The sequence below is a fragment of the Hymenobacter montanus genome, assembly GCF_014699115.1.
Taxonomy (GTDB): Bacteria; Bacteroidota; Bacteroidia; order Cytophagales; family Hymenobacteraceae; genus Hymenobacter; species Hymenobacter montanus.
Genome location: NZ_JACXAD010000001.1, coordinates 308,373 through 324,778 on the forward strand (window position 1 = coordinate 308,373; position 16,406 = coordinate 324,778).

15 protein-coding genes are annotated in these 16,406 nt (G+C 59.1%); 4 read left to right on the forward strand and 11 right to left on the reverse strand.

Features of this window, described 5'->3' with window-relative positions; translation table 11 throughout:
• Positions 1-14 precede the first annotated feature (14 nt).
• The 6 genes from nadE to IC235_RS01205 form a co-directional block, all read right to left on the reverse strand.
• On the reverse strand, positions 15-1,934 hold the full coding sequence (nadE, locus tag IC235_RS01180) for an NAD(+) synthase (RefSeq protein ID WP_191003324.1): 1,920 nt from the start codon (positions 1,932-1,934) through the stop codon (positions 15-17).
• Positions 1,935-2,220: 286 nt separating this feature from the next.
• Positions 2,221-2,919, reverse strand: coding sequence for an NUMOD4 domain-containing protein (locus IC235_RS01185; protein WP_191003325.1), 699 nt, complete (start codon positions 2,917-2,919; stop codon positions 2,221-2,223).
• A 406-nt stretch (positions 2,920-3,325) separates the two neighbouring features.
• Positions 3,326-3,910 carry a hypothetical protein gene (locus IC235_RS01190; RefSeq protein ID WP_191003326.1) on the reverse strand — a complete coding sequence of 195 codons (585 nt, stop codon included), beginning with the start codon at positions 3,908-3,910 and terminating at the stop codon, positions 3,326-3,328.
• Positions 3,911-4,057: 147 nt separating this feature from the next.
• A complete protein-coding gene (rnc, locus tag IC235_RS01195; protein WP_223847007.1) occupies positions 4,058-4,783 on the reverse strand; it encodes a ribonuclease III in 726 nt (241 codons plus the stop codon).
• 128 nt (positions 4,784-4,911) lie between these two features.
• Positions 4,912-6,162, reverse strand: coding sequence for a beta-ketoacyl-ACP synthase II (gene fabF, locus IC235_RS01200; protein ID WP_191003327.1), 1,251 nt, complete (start codon positions 6,160-6,162; stop codon positions 4,912-4,914).
• Positions 6,163-6,328: 166 nt separating this feature from the next.
• Positions 6,329-6,565 carry an acyl carrier protein gene (locus IC235_RS01205; RefSeq protein WP_019948606.1) on the reverse strand — a complete coding sequence of 79 codons (237 nt, stop codon included), beginning with the start codon at positions 6,563-6,565 and terminating at the stop codon, positions 6,329-6,331.
• Positions 6,566-6,739: 174 nt separating this feature from the next.
• Here IC235_RS01205 and IC235_RS01210 point away from each other — a divergent pair, with 174 nt between their 5' ends.
• Together IC235_RS01210 and pyk are read left to right on the forward strand one after the other, a co-directional pair.
• Positions 6,740-7,168: an IPExxxVDY family protein gene (locus IC235_RS01210; RefSeq protein ID WP_191003328.1), complete on the forward strand. Its 429-nt coding sequence runs from the start codon at positions 6,740-6,742 to the stop codon at positions 7,166-7,168.
• A gap of 189 nt (positions 7,169-7,357) precedes the next feature.
• Positions 7,358-8,797: a pyruvate kinase gene (gene pyk, locus IC235_RS01215; protein ID WP_191003329.1), complete on the forward strand. Its 1,440-nt coding sequence runs from the start codon at positions 7,358-7,360 to the stop codon at positions 8,795-8,797.
• A 246-nt stretch (positions 8,798-9,043) separates the two neighbouring features.
• On the opposite strand, the gene IC235_RS01220 is transcribed toward pyk, so the two are convergent.
• On the reverse strand, positions 9,044-10,585 hold the full coding sequence (locus IC235_RS01220) for a T9SS type A sorting domain-containing protein (RefSeq protein WP_191003330.1): 1,542 nt from the start codon (positions 10,583-10,585) through the stop codon (positions 9,044-9,046).
• Between the two features lie 193 nt (positions 10,586-10,778).
• The gene (gene rpsT / locus IC235_RS01225) at positions 10,779-11,030 is read right to left on the reverse strand and encodes a 30S ribosomal protein S20 (RefSeq protein WP_191003331.1); all 252 of its coding nucleotides are present in this window, start codon (positions 11,028-11,030) and stop codon (positions 10,779-10,781) included.
• A gap of 279 nt (positions 11,031-11,309) precedes the next feature.
• Here rpsT and IC235_RS01230 point away from each other — a divergent pair, with 279 nt between their 5' ends.
• Complete coding sequence (locus IC235_RS01230) at positions 11,310-12,293, forward strand: YheT family hydrolase (protein WP_191003332.1); 984 nt, start codon at positions 11,310-11,312, stop codon at positions 12,291-12,293.
• 9 nt (positions 12,294-12,302) lie between these two features.
• Here the strand turns inward: IC235_RS01230 and rsmG are convergent, their stop codons facing one another.
• The 3 genes from rsmG to IC235_RS01245 form a co-directional block, all read right to left on the reverse strand.
• Positions 12,303-12,920 (reverse strand): 16S rRNA (guanine(527)-N(7))-methyltransferase RsmG, encoded by a 618-nt coding sequence (gene rsmG, locus IC235_RS01235; protein ID WP_191003333.1) that lies wholly within the window; start codon positions 12,918-12,920, stop codon positions 12,303-12,305.
• A gap of 405 nt (positions 12,921-13,325) precedes the next feature.
• Positions 13,326-13,949, reverse strand: a complete 624-nt coding sequence (locus tag IC235_RS01240) for an RNA polymerase sigma factor (RefSeq protein WP_191003334.1) — start codon at positions 13,947-13,949, stop codon at positions 13,326-13,328.
• Positions 13,940-15,094 (reverse strand): glycosyltransferase, encoded by a 1,155-nt coding sequence (locus IC235_RS01245; RefSeq protein WP_191003335.1) that lies wholly within the window; start codon positions 15,092-15,094, stop codon positions 13,940-13,942. The genes IC235_RS01240 and IC235_RS01245 overlap by 10 nt, the downstream gene beginning before the upstream one ends.
• Before the next feature lie 165 nt (positions 15,095-15,259).
• Between IC235_RS01245 and tgt the strand changes: the two genes are divergently transcribed.
• Positions 15,260-16,390 (forward strand): tRNA guanosine(34) transglycosylase Tgt, encoded by a 1,131-nt coding sequence (gene tgt, locus IC235_RS01250; protein WP_191003336.1) that lies wholly within the window; start codon positions 15,260-15,262, stop codon positions 16,388-16,390.
• Positions 16,391-16,406 lie beyond the last annotated feature (16 nt).

Genomic DNA, 16,406 nt, shown 5'->3' on the forward strand with positions numbered 1-16,406 from the left:
GTGCCAGAAGCCCTTTACAACCCCGCCAGCTCCTCGGCAAAGCCGCCGCTGAGGATGGGAAAGCGCAGCCAGGAGCGCGGGTCGACGTTGTAGTCGTCGAGGTGGAAGCTCGGGGCGTACCGCTCGCGCTTCCACTGGTTGCGGCTCCAGAGAGTATAGAAGCGGCGCACGTAGGTTTTGAGTTGCTCTTCCTCGAAGCCCGTGCCCTCCCCGGCCAGCGTGGCCAGCACCTGGCGCGGACTAAGGCGGTCGTAAAAGGCCAGGCGCTCGATGCGGTTGAGCAGGGTGTAGGGCATGAGGTCGCGCTCGTCGGTTTGCTTGTCGGCCAGGGGGCGCAGCTCGGCGGTGGGTTGCAGGGCGTTCACGTGGCGCAGGGCCGAGTAGCCCAGCTCGGTTTCGGCCCAGCGCAGCCACTGCTTCACGAAGTCTTTGTCGACGCCCGCGATGGGCGAAATACTGCCAGCCGTGTCGCCATCCATCGTGCAATAGCCCACGCTGGCCTCCGAGCGGTTGGAAGTGGTGATGAGCAGGCAATTCTGCACGTTGGCCAGCAGCCAGATGGCGGGAGCCCGCACCCGGGCCTGGATGTTCTGCAGGGCCAGGTCGTCGGTTTGCCAGGTGAGCTCCCGCTCCAGCACCTGCTGAACTTTGCCCACGTAACCACTTACTTCCTCATCGATGCCCCAGTGGTAGAAGCGGGCCCCAATGCTATCGGCCAGCTCTTTGGCCGAGTTGAAGGTATCGTCCGAAGAGTTCACCGTGCCCTGGTAAGCGCAAGTCAGCAGGTGGCGCACCAGCTGCTGATTGCTGCTGAGGGCTGCCGGATCCGCGGGGGCGGCGTTTTCCACGGTTTGGGGTGCTTTGCCGCCCGCGCCTTCCTGCTGCACCGTTTCGGCTGCGGTCGGGAAGCAGCCACTCCGCTGCTTGAACGCTTCAACGCCTAGCTCCTCCACCCCCAGCCGCACCATTTCGGCCACGCCCACGGCGCAAAAGCAGGAATCGGCCCCGCCACTCAGGCTCAGCACAAACCCGCGGCTGCGCGCCTTGCGCAGGTAGTCGAACAAGCCCAGGCTCATGGCCTGGTTGAGCTCGCGGTATTCGTCGGGCGCCGGCAAAGGCACGATTTCGGCCGCGGGCGCCGGCTCAGTCGTAAAATCTACGTCCAGCCACTCCAAATCCACCTCCTTGAAGCTCAGCAGCTGGTTGCGCAGGAGCAGGTGGCCGTTGCGCGCCACCAGGATTTCGCCATCGTAAATAACCCGGCCGGCCTCATTGCCGAGCAGGTTAGCATACAGGTACGTGCAGTTGAAGGTGCGCGAAGCCTTCATTACCAACTGGTAGCGGACGTCGGTCTTGCTCATGGCAAAATGGCTGGCCGACGGGTTCACGATCAAGTCGACCTTGCCCATCAGCCGGCAGGCCGGCCGCACGTCGTCCGGGCGCCAGGCGTCTTCGCAAATCTCGAAGCCAAAGCGCACGCCACGGTGCTCAAAAACCAGGTCACCCAGCGGCCAGCTCTCCCCTTCCCAGCTTACGGTCGTGGTTTCGCCCGCCCGCCAGGGCGTAAAAAACCGGGTTTCGTAATGCACGCCGTCGTTGGCCAGGAACTGCTTGGCAGCGAAGCCAATTATCTGGCCGTCGCGCAGCACGGACGCCGTGTTGTACGTGCGCTTATTCAGCCGCACGGGCAGGCCCACCACAACGCAAATGCCGTCCGTCCATTGCCGCACCTGCTGCAGGTGGGCCAGCGCGGCCTGCGGCATCCAGTCGCTCAAAAACAGGTCTTCGCAGCCGTACCCGCTGAGGCAGAGCTCGGGCAGGCAAAGCAGTTCCACGCCGCTGGCCTTCGCCATCTCAATGGCCGTGCGGATGTTACGAAGGTTGTGCTCCCAATCAATAGGAATTTGATTCAGAGCAGCGCCGGCAATTTTCATGTTTCTAGGTTATTATGTACCAGCGAAGTGGTACGGCACAATGGTTAGTTTCCCGGTGGATTCGTACTGGGGCGGGCAGTTGAGCTAGTCCTAAAGTTGAAACGGAAAACGATACTAAGCCCGTTTTACTACCAAAAATCAGCTGGTTTTTCTCAATAAGCCAACAAGTAGGCTGAGCAGGAGCTGCTGATTACTTCCAACGCTCGCGCTGCCCTAATTTCTGCCACTTCGCTTCTTAAACGGGACAGATAGCCAACCGGGAGTATATGTGAAGGAAAAATCCTTGCTAACCGGCCGCAGCCGGCACTTGCAGGTATTTCCACGCAAAGCCATGATAGTGTCGCCAGCGGCCTTTCGCCGCCAGAATGATGCTTTTCTCATCCCAGCCGGTGCGGCGCACTGCCTCGGCAATGCTCGGATATTCTTCCAGCACCTCGCCGCTGTTCAGGTCGCACCGGGCGATGGGCTTTCGCCGGCTGTACCCCCCGTACGTTTTGGGCCAATTACTGCGGTCGATAGTAGCCAGCGTGTTCGTGTCCCGCCCCCGAGCGATAACCCGCTTGCCTTTCTCGCTCTTGGTAACGAGCTGGAGGTTTTCAACCCGGTTGTTCCAGCCGTCGCCGTCCCGATTGATTACAACTTCCGCGCCCAGCTCCGCGCTCACGAAGGCCGCGTACACCAGGCGGCGTACCGTTAAGTCGTGCCGGGTCCCGTCGCGGCTCAGCGCCACGCGCAGCGCTACCGTGGGTTCACCAGTACGCTCGTTCTTATCCAGGCGGTACGTTTGCGACAAGATGCGGCTTTCCAGCCAAACCGGCTTGCCTTGCCGATGCGGATAAAACCGCCCCACCGAGCGCACCCGGCCCAGGTTCGATACTTCGTAGTTGGGCTCAAAGCCGGCAATACCCCGCCATTCTTCCCCCGGAAGGTCGGCCAAATCGCGGTTGAGATAAGGATGGAATGGGTCTTGAGGCAGGGTCAGCATAAGCGTATAGGTAGGGTGTAGCCCCGAGAGCGCCTCAAGGCTGGGAAATTGTTTTTGAATTCGGATAGCCTGACCTGTATTCGCCCTCTCCCAATCATTTAGTTGATACCTGAAATAATTAGATGTTGTTGGCAACCTTTTATTAAAACCTCGAACGTGTGCGAACGAGCCCACTGTCCCAGCAGCTTTGGCTTCTCTAAGCTGAAGGCATAGAGTAAGTAAGGACCAGCGAGTAGGATACAATCGACCAATAGCGCTAGGGAGTATTACAACTCATCTGGGAACATTGAAGCTTTCTATCATTTACTTACGGGCTACAGATTAAAACACTTGCTATTGCCATGTCGGAACCTACTTGACTTGCAGCAGACTTTGCACAGAAATTACCTGATTAGCCCATCGTCCTTTAACTTCTCTCAGACTCATCGACTGCTAGAAATCCATAACGCCCTGCCGTATAACCAGAGGCTTCAACCTCTATAAACTCTACTGGTATTTGGTGTTCGAGACGTTGGAGAAATGCTGATAAGCGTGGACCATTCAAGGTAGCAAGCTCCGTGTTATCTCGACATTCCGCCCAAGAAAGGGGAGCATATATATCCACCTCAAGACCAAGAGCAAAATACATTGGAGTCTCATCATCAGTATTAAGGCTGCCATTATTATCTAAATCAATTCCGAATTGAATGCTTCCACCACATTTAATCTCCAGCTTTTTTCGCTCCCCATCAGGGCCCAATTCCTCACAATGAAGGATCAGATGGATGTAGATGAGGTACACGTCATCGGTTTTTTGCAAAAAGCCCAAAAGCTCTGCCCGCGACGCTGCTCCCTGCCAATCATCTATCACAAAGGTATTTTCCCCACCTCGGCAGGCATTAATAGACAGACTCTGAACTGCGGCAAAGTTCCCAAGCGCATCCAGCAGACGTTCTATTCTCTCGGCAATCCAGTTCCTGCGATACCCAGCATCCGCCAGCAGCTTTTTCATCCGCTCCTCCTCGCTGGATTTCCATAGATGATACATCCAACTTATATCGCATCCCGCACGCCGCCAAGTACGTATTTCTGTCATAGTTTCATCAGGAATCTGTTTTCAATAGCCTACTACGGGCAGGTAGCGAGGGAGACATGCTTCTCAAGCCACTCCTAGGGCCGTCAGCGCCCGGTCGGCGGCTAGCTGCTCGGCCTGCTTCTTGCTCAGGCCCATGCCGGTGGCTACTACTTCCTCATCCAACAGCACCGTGGCCGTAAACTCCATCATGCCGCCCGGCCGGGCCTCGCCGGTGATGTCGTAGCGAAGAACTTTACCCTGGCGTTGAGCCCACTCCACCAGCTTGCTCTTGAAATTGGCCGTGGTGGTAGTCAACGTGTGCACGTCGACAAAACCCTTCACCAAGCGGCTCAATACAAACTTGCGGGCCGCCTGGTAGCCCAGGTCCAGGTACACGGCGCCCACGAGGGCCTCCAGGGCGTTGCCATTTACTGAGCGCGAGCGGGCCGCCCGGCCGTGGGCCACATCCAGCTGCACGAGCTTATCGAGCCCCAGCTTCAGGGCAATGGTGTTCAGGCTTTCCCGGTTCACGATGCGCGAGCGCACTTCGGTCAGGAAGCCCTCCTGCTCGTACGGGTACTTTCGGAAGAGATACTCGGCCACCACCGTACCCAGCACGGCATCGCCCAGAAACTCCAGCCGCTCGTTGCTTTGGTGCCGGCTCAGGCCCGGCTGCTGCCGCACCACCGAGGAGTGGGTAAACGCCAGCCGATAAAGCTTCGCGTTCACTGGCGTGAGGCCCGTAACCGTGGCCACGGCCTGTCGGAAAGCCTTATCAGCGCCAAAAAACCGGGAAACGAAACCGAACAAAGCAGGGGTAGATATAAAATAGAGCGGTTCTCCCGTAAGAGTACCGTTTTCTAGGAATTAAAAATTAAAAATGAAGAATTAAAAATCATCTGGTCCTTTTTTTAATTCTTCATTTTTAATTTTTAATTCTACAGCTTGCGAAATATCACCGACGTGTTATGGCCGCCGAACCCGAAGGTATTGCTCATGGCCACCCGCACGTCGCGGACCTGGGCCACGTTGGGCGTGAAGTTCAGGTTCTGGTTGATTTCCGGGTCGGGGGTGTGCAGGTTGATGGTGGGCGGCACCTGGCCGTGCTGCATGGCCATCAGGCAGGCCACGGCCTCCACGCCCCCGGCGCCGCCGAGCAGGTGCCCGGTCATGCTCTTGGTCGAAGAGATGTTGAGCGTGGGCGTGTGCTCGCCGAATACCTGCTCAATGGCTTTGATTTCGGCTCCGTCGCCCAGGGGCGTGCTGGTGCCGTGGGTATTGATGTAGTCTACCTCGGTTACGGCAATGCCGGCGTCGCGCAGGGCATTTTGCATCACGAGCACCACGCCGCTGCCGCTCGGGTCGGGGGCCGTGATGTGGTAGGCGTCCGACGACATGCCGCCGCCAATCAGTTCGGCGTATATCTTGGCGCCCCGGGCCTTGGCGTGCTCGTATTCTTCCAGCACCAGCGCGCCGGCACCTTCGCCCAGCACGAAGCCGTCGCGGTCCTTGTCGTACGGCCGCGACGCCGAGGCCGGGTCGTCGTTACGCTCGCTCATGGCCTTGAGGGCGTTGAAGCCCCCCACGCCTGACTCGGTGATGGCTGCTTCGGAGCCGCCCGTTATCATCACGTCGGCCAGGCCGAGGCGAATGTTGTTGAAAGCGGCGATGATGGAGTCGTTCGACGAGGCGCAGGCCGAGGTCGTGACGAAATTGGGGCCGCGGAACCCGTTCTTAATGGAGATGTTGCCCGATGCCGAGTCGGCAATCATGCGCGGGATGAAGAAGGGCGAGTAGCGGGGGGTGCCGTCGCCGCGCTCGAACTGAAAGCACTCTTCCTGCAGCGACTTCAGGCCGCCGATGCCCGAGCCCCAGATCACGCCCACCCGGTCCTTGTTCACGCTGCTCTGCAGCAGGCCCGAGTCGGCAATGGCCTCGTCGGCCGCTATCACCCCGAACTGCGTGAACAGGTCCATTTTACGACCCTCTTTGCGATCGAAAAAATCATCAGGCTGGTACCCTTTCACTTCGCAGGCGAAGCGAGTTTTGAACTTGGTGGCGTCGAAGCGGGTGATGGTGGCGGCACCGCTAATGCCCGCTCGCAAACCTTCCCAATAAGCCGGGGCAGTGTTGCCCAGCGGTGTAATGGCCCCGAGGCCGGTAACGACAACCCGTCGGATGGACGACATAAGCAAACGCCAATGGCGCGAAAGATGAAGCAGGATAAAACGGCAAAACCGGCCGGCGGCGGGCCGGCCGGTATGCGCAGAACAGGGGTGGTTCCTCCGGACAAGGCCAAACAACAGCGCCCCTGGCGGGGCTCAATGGGTGCGTTTTGCCCAGAATGACGAGTAATTATTTCGCGTGTTCTTCGAGGTAGCTGATGGCTTGGCCCACGGTGCCGATGTTTTCGGCCTGGTCGTCGGGAATGCTCACGTTGAACTCCTTTTCGAACTCCATAATCAGCTCGACAGTATCCAGTGAGTCGGCACCCAAATCATTGGTGAAGCTGGCTTCGGGGGTAACTTCGGAGGCTTCGACGCCCAGTTTATCAATAATAATGGCCTTTACTTTTTCTGCGATTTCAGACATTTCCGTGGGGTTTAAAGGAAAACTACGGCACAAAGTAACGAGAGATTTTCCAACTAACCCACCGCCGCGGTTTTCAATTGCCGGTACAAGATTATGGCGGCAGCCCTGGCAGTGGCCCGCCGCAGGCCGTAGCTTTGCCTCCGCCCGCTCGCCGGGTGCCCCCAGGCGGTCGTTATGAAGAATTTCACGTTAGACGTTGACTATGAGTGCGACTTCTCCCTGTTCGGGCTGGTGAGCAGTACCCGCGACTACACCCTGGCCTGGACCTTAAACCGGGCTTTGCGCCTGCGCCTGATCAAGCAGCCCGAGCTGCTGCTGAACCTGCTCAGCCGCGGCCGGCTGGTGTTCACGCACTACTTGCACGCCACCGAAACCGTCACTTTTCGGCTGCTGCGCAACCGTTCCGTGGTACCCTCCAACTTAAAAAAGCCGTTCTTAGCCCCTGATATCAAAGAATACGACTACCTGCTGGCCGTAACGAACGGCACCGGAGTGCTGGCCGACGAAGAGCTGGTGGAGCAGCTCGCCGCCCTTGATGCCGTGCAATACGTATGTCAGTTCGACCCCAACACCCTGAAGTACAAGGAAAATCTTATTCTCTAGCCTGATCTAATAACCTTCTCGGTGCCGAAGGCCCCGGCCAATGGCTCGTGTGGAAGTGGCGGCCGGTGAACCACTCCCACCCACTTCGGGCGAGTCCCGTTCAACAAATGAATTACCCCATTTCAGCTGCGCTGAAATCCCTCCTCCTTATTAAGAGGGGAGTTTTTTGCGCTTATATCCCAACTCTACATGGAAAAACGTCCTGCGTTCAACAAAACCAAAATTGTAGCCACCGTTGGCCCCGCCTCTAATACGTACGAGCGTCTGGGAGTCCTCATCCGGGAGGGCGTCGACGTGTTTCGACTTAACTTCTCGCACGGCTCCTACGACGACCACCTGGCGGTTATCAGCACCGTGCGCCGGCTGAACAAGGACATGCGCACCTCCGTGGGCTTGCTCCAGGATTTGCAGGGCCCCAAAATTCGCCTGGGTGAAGTAGAAGGCGGCGGCGTCGAGATCAAGGCGGGCGACAAACTCAAGATGGTGTGCGGCGAGAAGGAAATCAGCACGGCCACGCGGCTGAGCACCATCTACCTGGGCCTGGCCCGCGACGTGAAGCCCGGGGATATGATTCTGATTGATGATGGCAAAATCGAACTCAAGGTGCTGGCCACCGACCGCGACCAGGAAGTAGAGGTGGAAGTGGTGTACGGCGGCCTGGTGAAGCCCCGCAAGGGCATCAACCTGCCCGATTCCGAAGTTTCGGCCCCGTCCATGACCGAAAAGGACATCGAAGACCTGCAGTTTGGCCTGGAGCACGACATCGACTGGGTGGCCCTGAGCTTTGCCCGCAAGGCCGAAGACATTCGCTTCATCAAAAAGCTCATTGCCGACGCCGGTAAAACTACCCGCGTGGTAGCTAAAATCGAAACCCCCGACGGCCTGCGCAACATCGACGAAATCATTGCCATTGCCGACGCGGTGATGGTAGCCCGCGGCGACCTGGGCGTGGAAGTGAAGATGGAAGAGGTGCCCATGGCCCAGAAGATGATTATCGCCAAGTGCAACGCGGCCGCCAAGCCCGTCATCGTGGCCACCCAGATGATGGAGAGCATGATTACGGCCCCCCGCCCCACCCGCGCCGAAACCAGCGACGTAGCCAATGCCGTGCTCGACGGAGCTGATGCCGTGATGCTCTCGGCCGAAACGGCCGTGGGAGCCTACCCCGCCGAGGTTATTCGCTCCATGGTCAACACCATCCTGAGCGTGGAAACCCGGAGCCCCCAGCTCTTTCACCGGTGGTGGCCCATCGACCCGGCCGGGCGGAACTTCATGGCCGATAGCGTGCTCTCGGCGGCCTGCCACCTGGCCAAAAACACGGGTGCCAAAGCGCTGACCGGCATGACCCACCATGGCTATACGGCATTTCAGTTGGCCAAGTACCGCCCCAAGGCCGACATCTTCATCTTTACCGATAACCGCAACCTGCTCACGGCCCTGAGCCTGGTGTGGGGCGTGCGCAGCTTCTACTACGACCGCCTCATCAGCACCGACAGCACCATTACCGACCTTCGCTACGTCCTCACTACCACCGGCCACCTTGAAGCCGGCGACGTATTCATCAACACCGGCTCGATGCCTATTCAGGAACGTGGCAAAGCTAACATGGTGAAAGTGAGCGTGGCGTAAACGGGCCTGCTCAACACTAAGAAGCAGTTTGCGTTCGCTTTTAGAACTTAGAACCTAGAGCTTAGACCGCAGTAAAGAGCCAGCTTGGAGCTACAAAAAGGCGATGTTCTTGCTTCTAAGTTCTGAGCTCTAGGTTCTAAGTTCTAACGCAGTAACCGTCGAAGCAGGTAACGTAAACCGCCGCTAAAACAGAAAAGAGCCTGCTACGTGAGTAACAGGCTCTTTTTTTTGCGGAAGACGCTTCTTTTATTCGTGGTGCAGCTTCCAGGTACCCGTGTGGCCAGCGGGCCCGCTGAGCGTGAGCAGGTAGAGGCCCGCTGGCTGCCCGGCCAGCGGTACGGCTACGGTTGTCTGGCCCGCCGGCACGGGCGCGCTCCACACGTTGCGGCCCAGCACATCAGTCAGGGTTAGTACCTGGCCCACGCGGGCGGGTTGGGCCAGGGTGAGGGTGGCACTTTCGGTGGCCGGGTTGGGGTGCAGCGTGGCCAGAGCCGCGGCTTGAGCGGCGCGGGTGGGTAAGAGGTTGACAAAACCCTGGGGACTGCCGCAGACTTGAGTAACCCCGTTCACTGACTTACGGGAGTAGATTAAGTTATCCCAGCCTTCAAAGCTGGTTGTGAAGCCGGGGGCGAAACTGTACTGCCACGCATCATAATCAAGCCCCGCGCCGTAAATGGGTGTGGCCCCACTCTGCGGGCGGTTCCGCCAGTAGTAGGGGGTATAGCTAATACGGCCCGCCGCTGGGGCACAGCCAGCAGCGCCGCCACTGCCAATGGGCAGCCCCACTAACAAATAAGAATTGGCGGGTCCGGGAACGTACTCACCCGTTAGCAGGCGCAGTGCCCCTAGCTGGAGCGTCGCGCCCGACGCCTCCCACTGGTTGCCCACGCGCGCCATAGCCCACCGCTTTATGGTAATCGGACCATAAGTTACTCGGGCGGGTAAAGAGCAGACTCCGGCGTAACCGAATTCTTCGTCCCGCAGCTGCTCCTGGTAGGTGATAACTAAACTATCAGCCGTCAGGCGCCGCGAAACGATACGACGCAGCTTCTTCTTATCGGAGCACTGGACTGGACTCACAACATCAACTTCCTGGTAGCCAAACTCGTCGCCGGGCCGCACGTCAAACAGCCGGAGCGGATTATACAGCGACTGCTCGAAGGTGGCCGGCAGCGCCGCCTGCACCAACGGGAGGCCGGTAGCGCCACCCAGCCACTGCGGGCCAGCCAGCAAGCCGTAGCGCCGGCTGAGGCGAATCGCGGTGGTGGTTCCGGAGGCGGTAACATTGATGACGGCTACGCTATCCTCCACGCCGGGGCTGATGGTTTCCCAATTCCGGCTTAGCAAGGTGGCGGTTCGCAACGGCTGGGTGCTGGCGTTCCAGGTGCTGCCCACGGGCGCCTGTGGAAACAGCTCCAGGCTGACGGGCGCTTGCACGTCAGCTTGCGCCAGGGCCTCCAGCGTGTAGCTCTTTTGGCCCGGCCGCCAGCGCAGCAGCGCGCCAAACAGGTTGTTGCGGCTTTTCACTGAGCCCTGGGGAAAAGTAGTGCCCGCGGAGCTGCGCAGCCTTCGGTTGAACGCATAAACCGAATCGCCAGTTGGCGTGGCATAGGCCGAGTCGGCCCGGAGCGTATGAATGAGGTTGGTATTGGAGCCCGAAGCCTCTTTGTAAGCATAAATCAGCCCCAACCGAAACGGACGCCATACCTGCTGCGCCTGGACGGTAAAGCCCATAAAAATTAACAGAGCTGCCAGGAGCGGCCGCACCCAACGGTAAGTATGTCTCATGCTCGGCAATAGTAAAGTGCGAATGATGCCCGCAAGGTACGTTATTGGAATAATTTATCACAAATCATAGTTTATCACGAATCAGACGAGCCAAACGCAAGAAGCCCTGCTTGTTGCCAAGCAGGGCTTCTGTGTAGAGCGTAGAACCAGACCTTGGGGCGGCGCAGTCTGGCCCTACTAAACTCGCTACGCGCTAAAGCGCATTGACGAGTTTTGTCAGCTTGCTTTTGTTGTTAGCAGCTTTGTTTTTGTGGATGATGTTCTTCTTGGCCAACCGGTCCAACATCGACGACACTTTCTTCAACAACTCCTGAGCGGCCGTTTTGTCGGTGGCGGCGCGCAGGCGCTTAATGGCGGTGCGAGTGGATTTGTGCTGGTAACGGTTCAACACGCGCTTGGCTTCGTTGCTGCGGATGCGTTTGAGGGCCGACTTATGGTTTGCCATGAGTAGGAATATAGAGGAGCGTTATGCTTGAGTTCTGAGTTTGGGAGGGCAAAGGTACAAACCCGCGCGGTATTTTCAAACCCCTTCGGCAAAATATAGTGGGCCAAGCCTTTTGGAAGGTCAATTCACGCTGATTATGCTTCGAATTCCACTCCTTCAGGCAAAACAGTAGTATGCATGCCGGTTATTTACGAACTTTACTACAACCCAATTTCCGTCCGGCGCGCCCGGCACTCGTTATTGCTATCCTTCGTTCATTATATCCGTTATCCCTGCGTCATGCCTTTAGTAGCCGAATCCCGTTATCAGCCGCCGTTCTACTTGTTTAACGGCCATTTGCAAACCATTGTCCCCAGCCTGTGGCGCACCGTGCCCGGGGTGGCCTACCAGCGCGAGCGGCTGGAGCTGCCCGATGGCGACTTTCTGAACCTGGACTGGAGCCGCCGGCCCGCCATGCAGCCCACGGATGGCCTCGCCATTGTGTCGCATGGCCTTGAGGGCGACGCCTCGCGTCCGTACGTGCGGGGCATGGTGCGGGCCCTCAACCGCGCCGGCCTCGACGCCCTGGCTTGGAACTACCGTAGTTGCGGCGAAATGAACCGCCTGCTCCGCTCCTATCACCTCGGCGACACCGACGACCTGGATGCGGTGCTGCGCCACGCGCTCGCCACCGGCCGCTACCAGCGCGTGTACCTGGTCGGTTTCAGCGCGGGAGGCAATGTAACGCTGAAATACCTGGGCGAGGACCCCGGCCGCGTGCCAACGGAGGTGCGGCGGGCGGCCGTGTTTTCAGTGCCCACCGACTTGCAGGCCAGTTCGGTTCACATCGCGCGGATTCAGAACCAGGTGTACCTGCGGCGTTTTCTGAAGTCGCTGCGCCTGAAAGTGCGCGCCAAGGCCGAGCTGCTGCCGGGCCAGATAGACTTATCCGGCATCGAAGACTTACGCAACTTCCAGGAGTTCGACGAGCGCTACACCGCACCCATGCACGGCTTCGACTCGGCCGATGCCTACTACGAATACGCCAGCTCCGGGCGCTACCTGAGCGCTATCCAGGTGCCCACGCTGTTGGTGAACGCGGAAAATGACCCTTTCCTGCCGGCATCCTGCTTCCCCCGCGACGTGGCCGCCAACTCTCCGTTCGTCTTTCTGGAAATTCCGCCGGCGGGTGGGCACGTGGGCTTTGCCGAAGGCCCGCCCGATGGCGAGTATTATTCGGAGCGCCGCGCCGTGGAGTTCCTCACCGCCGAAGTGCCCGCGTAGGGCGGGACGCTACTTCGCGGCCACAAAAACAACCTTCTTGGTCTCGTAAAACTCCTCGCTGAAATAATCGCGCAAATTCGTCACCTTCGCCTTCAGGCCGGATTCGGCAATTTCTTCGGTTAAGTTGCCCCCCTTCAGATAGTAAAGCCCGGCTCCGGCAACCCCGGCGGGCTTGAACCGATTTGCTATCCACGGGTGGAAGGTGGCGAGGCGCGCCACGGCGCGGCTCACCACGAAATCGTACTTGCTGCGTACCTGCTCGGCCCGGGTTTGCTCGGCCGTGACGTTCTCCAGGCCCAGGGCACCGGCCATGAACTGCACAGCCCGGATTTTCTTGCCAATGCTGTCGACTAGGTGAAACCGCACTTCGGGAAACAGAATGGCCAGGGGCAGCCCCGGCAGGCCACCACCGGTGCCCACGTCGAGCACGGTGCTGCCCTGAGGGAACCGAACGACTTTAGCAATGCCCAGCGAGTGCAACAGATGGCGCTCGACGAAGTTATCCATGTCGGTCCGGGACACTAGGTTGATGGCTTCGTTGGTAGCCCGAAACTCGGTTTCCAGGTGCTGAAACAGCCGGAGCTGCTCGGGCGTGAGCTCGGGGAAATAGTGCTGCAAAAGGTTCATGGGTGCAAAGGTGCGGGTTATTAGCATGCGGATGCCAGCTCAGTGTATCGAGCGCAGGCGGGAAAACCTCACGGGACCCCTACGGGGCTAACCCTCCCGGGTACGACCCCGGTTCGCGGGAGGCGCGAAGCCCCAGAAGAGGGGAGCCAGACCTCGTGTACACGGACGAGGAAACGGCTCTGGCATGCGAATGCCAGCAGAACGGAACTCTTTTTAGCGCCCTAGCCCCCGGCATAAAAAAGCCCCGGTACGGGCCGAGGCTCTTTTAGTAACTTACAGCTATTCAACGCTTACGGCAGCACCATTATTTCGCCTGGCTCCCCTTTCCTGTGGAGAGAGGCTTGCCCCGTAGGGGTCACGTGAGGTTGCACCGGCTGCGCCCCGGACACTGAACTGAGAACCGCTCTAAATAATTTGCTTGGTGTTCTTTACCATGTCGTAGAGCAATTCGCGGGCGCGGTGAAGCTGGGCTTTCACGGTGCCAAGCGGGGCCTTGAGCTCGGTGGCAATTTCTTCGTAGCTGAGCTCGTCGAAATAGCGCAGCGACACCAGGCGCTGGTATTTTTCGGGCAGGCGCGACACCACGTGGCGCATAATCTCGATTTTCTGATTGCGTACGGCGTGCTCGGCCGGGTTCAGGTCGTTGTCGCGGAAATCGATGGTGATTTCGTCGCCATTGTCCACCTTAATAGCGGAATCTATCGACATGGTTTTGATTTTATTCTTGCGAATAAAATCGATGCAGTTGTTCGTTGCGATGCGAAATAGCCAGGTGCTGAAAGCGTACTCAGGGTTGAATTTGTGCAGGTTCCGAAAAGCCTTCGCGAACGCCTCAATGGTCAGGTCCTCAGCGTCGTCCTGATTGCGCACCATTTTGAGCACCACGTGGTACACCGGCTTTTTATAGATGTGCATCAGCTCGGCATAAGCTTTCTCGTCGCCATTATCGACGGCCGCGCGAATCAGCTTGAAGTCGTGCTTGGCTTTCGCCGAAAACTGCTTTTGAATATCTTGGTTATTTACTTCCATCGAAGAGTGCGATTAAGGAATAGCGAAACGCCCAGCGCCAGATACTGAAAAAAATAAACTGCGTCGAGTACGGGCAGTAGTCCGACGGTTACGGGCTGGTGCAGGCGGCGGCTAAGACGAGCATACACGCCGCCGACAAACAAAGTTCGCAGCGTACATACCACTGCCAAAGGTACCCAATTGTTTGGGGAAAATACTAGCGCAATCGCACTACCGTAGAACAACCCATTGGCTGTCATAAAAATACCAATTCGCAGACGGTCGGCCAGGCGGTACGCTCGCCCCGCCGATAAATGCCGCCTTTTCTGGTGCCACCATCCGCCCCACGTGGGGGCGGGTTCGCTGAGCGTATGGGCCGAGGGGTCAGCCACCACCGCCACGCGCTGGCCCTGGCGCACTGCATCCTGCACCAGCAGGTCGTCGTCGCCGCTAAGCTGGCGGATGTGCGAGGCAAACCCCTTGGTGGCCGTAAAGCAACCGCGGGTGTAGGCCAGGTTGCGGCCCACGCCCATGTAGGGCCAGCCCCGCCAGGCAAAGCTCAGATACTGAGCGGCCGTGACCAGAGTTTCGTAGCGAATTAGCTGGTTCAGAAAGCCGGGGGCTTCGGTGTAAGCCGAGTAGCCCACCACCAAATCGGCCGGTTGGCGGCCGTAGTTGGCGAAGCCCCGCTGCATCAGGCGCAGCCACTGGTTGGTGGCGGGGATGCAGTCGGCATCGGTAAACAGCAGCCGCTGGTAACGGGTGGCTTTGATGCCCAGCGTGAGGGCGTATTTCTTGGGCGCGAAGCCCTCCGGGGTGCTGCTGATGGTGACCAGGCGCAACCGAGGGGCGTAATACTGCACGAGCTGCTGGGCGTAGAGGTAGGTATCGTCGGCGCTGCGGTCGTCGATGAGTATGATTTCAAAGCCGGGGGGGTAGTCTTGCTCGAGCAGCAGCGGCAGCAAACGGCGTAGGTTCTCGAGCTCGTTGCGGGCGCAGACGACAATGGAAACCGGCTCGGTGTCGGGGCCGGGCGCACTCGCCAGAGGCTCGGGTGCCCGCCGGGCAAAGGACCAGAAAAAATACGCCGCGTAAAATCCCTGGACCAGTACGCACGCCAGCAGCAGCCAGAAGAACGGGGAAGAAATGACGGGGGAAAGCAGCAAGACGGCGGGGCGAATGAACGGGCAAAAGTACGGGGGCCGGGGCCGGCCGGTATCTTTGCGGCTGCCAGCTTCCGCTTCGCCTCTGGTTTGGGGAGTGGGTAAACGCTCCCGGGCAGTCCGGATAACATCCTGCTGCCAGGTGGAGCGGCCGGCCCTTTTGTACCTATGACCTTCGACCTTCTTGCCCACGACCCCGCGAGTAAAGCCCGCGCTGGTCGCCTCCAAACGGCCCACGGGGCCATTGAGACGCCCATCTTCATGCCCGTGGGCACGGCCGGCACCGTGAAAGCGGTGCCGCAAAGTACCCTCAAGGAGGATGTCAAAGCGCAGATTATCCTCGGCAACACCTACCACCTCTACTTGCGGCCCGGCCTCGAGGTGCTGCGCGCCGCCGGGGGCCTGCACCAATTCAATGGCTGGGACCGGCCCATTCTCACGGACAGCGGCGGCTACCAGGTGTACTCCTTAAGCAACACCCGCAAAATCAAGGAGGAAGGCGTTAAATTCCGGTCCCACATCGATGGCAGCGCGCACTTGTTCTCGCCCGAGGGGGTGATGGACATTCAGCGGGTTATCGGGGCCGACATCATCATGGCGTTTGACGAGTGCACGCCCTGGCCCTGCGAGTACGACTACGCGGCCCGCTCGCTCGACATGACGCACCGCTGGCTGCGGCGCTGCATTCAGCAATTCGACCGTACGGAAGGGCATTATGGGTATGAGCAGGCCCTTTTCCCCATCGTGCAGGGCAGCACGTTCCGGGATCTGCGCGTTAAGTCGGCCGAGTTCGTGGCGGCGCAGGGCCGCGCGGGCAACGCCATCGGGGGCCTGAGCGTGGGCGAGCCGGCCGAGCTGATGTACGAAATGACCGAGCTGGTTTGCGACATTCTGCCCCCGGACAAGCCCCGCTACCTGATGGGTGTGGGCACCCCCGCCAACATCCTGGAGAACATTGCCCTGGGCGTGGACATGTTCGACTGCGTGATGCCGACCCGGAATGCGCGTAACGGCATGCTGTTCACCACGCAGGGCATTATCAACGTGACGAACAAGAAGTGGGCGACCGATTTCACGCCCCTCGACCCTGAACTAGGCGGGCACGCTAGCACGTTTTACACCCGGGCCTACCTGCGCCATCTGTTTCAGTGCCAGGAAATGCTCGGCCCGCAAATTGCTTCGGCCCACAACCTGGCCTTTTACCTGTGGCTGGTGACAGAAGCCCGCAAGCAAATCGTGGCCGGCACGTTTGCCCCCTGGAAAACCCGAATGGTGAAACAGGTGATGACCCGGTTGTAGCGTTGTAGACCAGAGC

Bases quoted from the DNA above. Each gene is read 5' to 3' on its own strand.
- nadE (WP_191003324.1), bottom strand. From the start codon at position 1,934: ATGAAAATTGCCGGCGCTGCTCTGAATCAAATTCCTATTGATTGGGAG.
- IC235_RS01185 (WP_191003325.1), bottom strand. From the start codon at position 2,919: ATGCTGACCCTGCCTCAAGACCCATTCCATCCTTATCTCAACCGCGAT.
- IC235_RS01190 (WP_191003326.1), bottom strand. From the start codon at position 3,910: ATGAAAAAGCTGCTGGCGGATGCTGGGTATCGCAGGAACTGGATTGCC.
- fabF (WP_191003327.1), bottom strand. From the start codon at position 6,162: ATGTCGTCCATCCGACGGGTTGTCGTTACCGGCCTCGGGGCCATTACA.
- IC235_RS01205 (WP_019948606.1), bottom strand. From the start codon at position 6,565: ATGTCTGAAATCGCAGAAAAAGTAAAGGCCATTATTATTGATAAACTG.
- IC235_RS01210 (WP_191003328.1), top strand. From the start codon at position 6,740: ATGAAGAATTTCACGTTAGACGTTGACTATGAGTGCGACTTCTCCCTG.
- pyk (WP_191003329.1), top strand. From the start codon at position 7,358: ATGGAAAAACGTCCTGCGTTCAACAAAACCAAAATTGTAGCCACCGTT.
- IC235_RS01220 (WP_191003330.1), bottom strand. From the start codon at position 10,585: ATGAGACATACTTACCGTTGGGTGCGGCCGCTCCTGGCAGCTCTGTTA.
- rpsT (WP_191003331.1), bottom strand. From the start codon at position 11,030: ATGGCAAACCATAAGTCGGCCCTCAAACGCATCCGCAGCAACGAAGCC.
- IC235_RS01230 (WP_191003332.1), top strand. From the start codon at position 11,310: ATGCCTTTAGTAGCCGAATCCCGTTATCAGCCGCCGTTCTACTTGTTT.
- rsmG (WP_191003333.1), bottom strand. From the start codon at position 12,920: ATGAACCTTTTGCAGCACTATTTCCCCGAGCTCACGCCCGAGCAGCTC.
- IC235_RS01240 (WP_191003334.1), bottom strand. From the start codon at position 13,949: ATGGAAGTAAATAACCAAGATATTCAAAAGCAGTTTTCGGCGAAAGCC.
- tgt (WP_191003336.1), top strand. From the start codon at position 15,260: ATGACCTTCGACCTTCTTGCCCACGACCCCGCGAGTAAAGCCCGCGCT.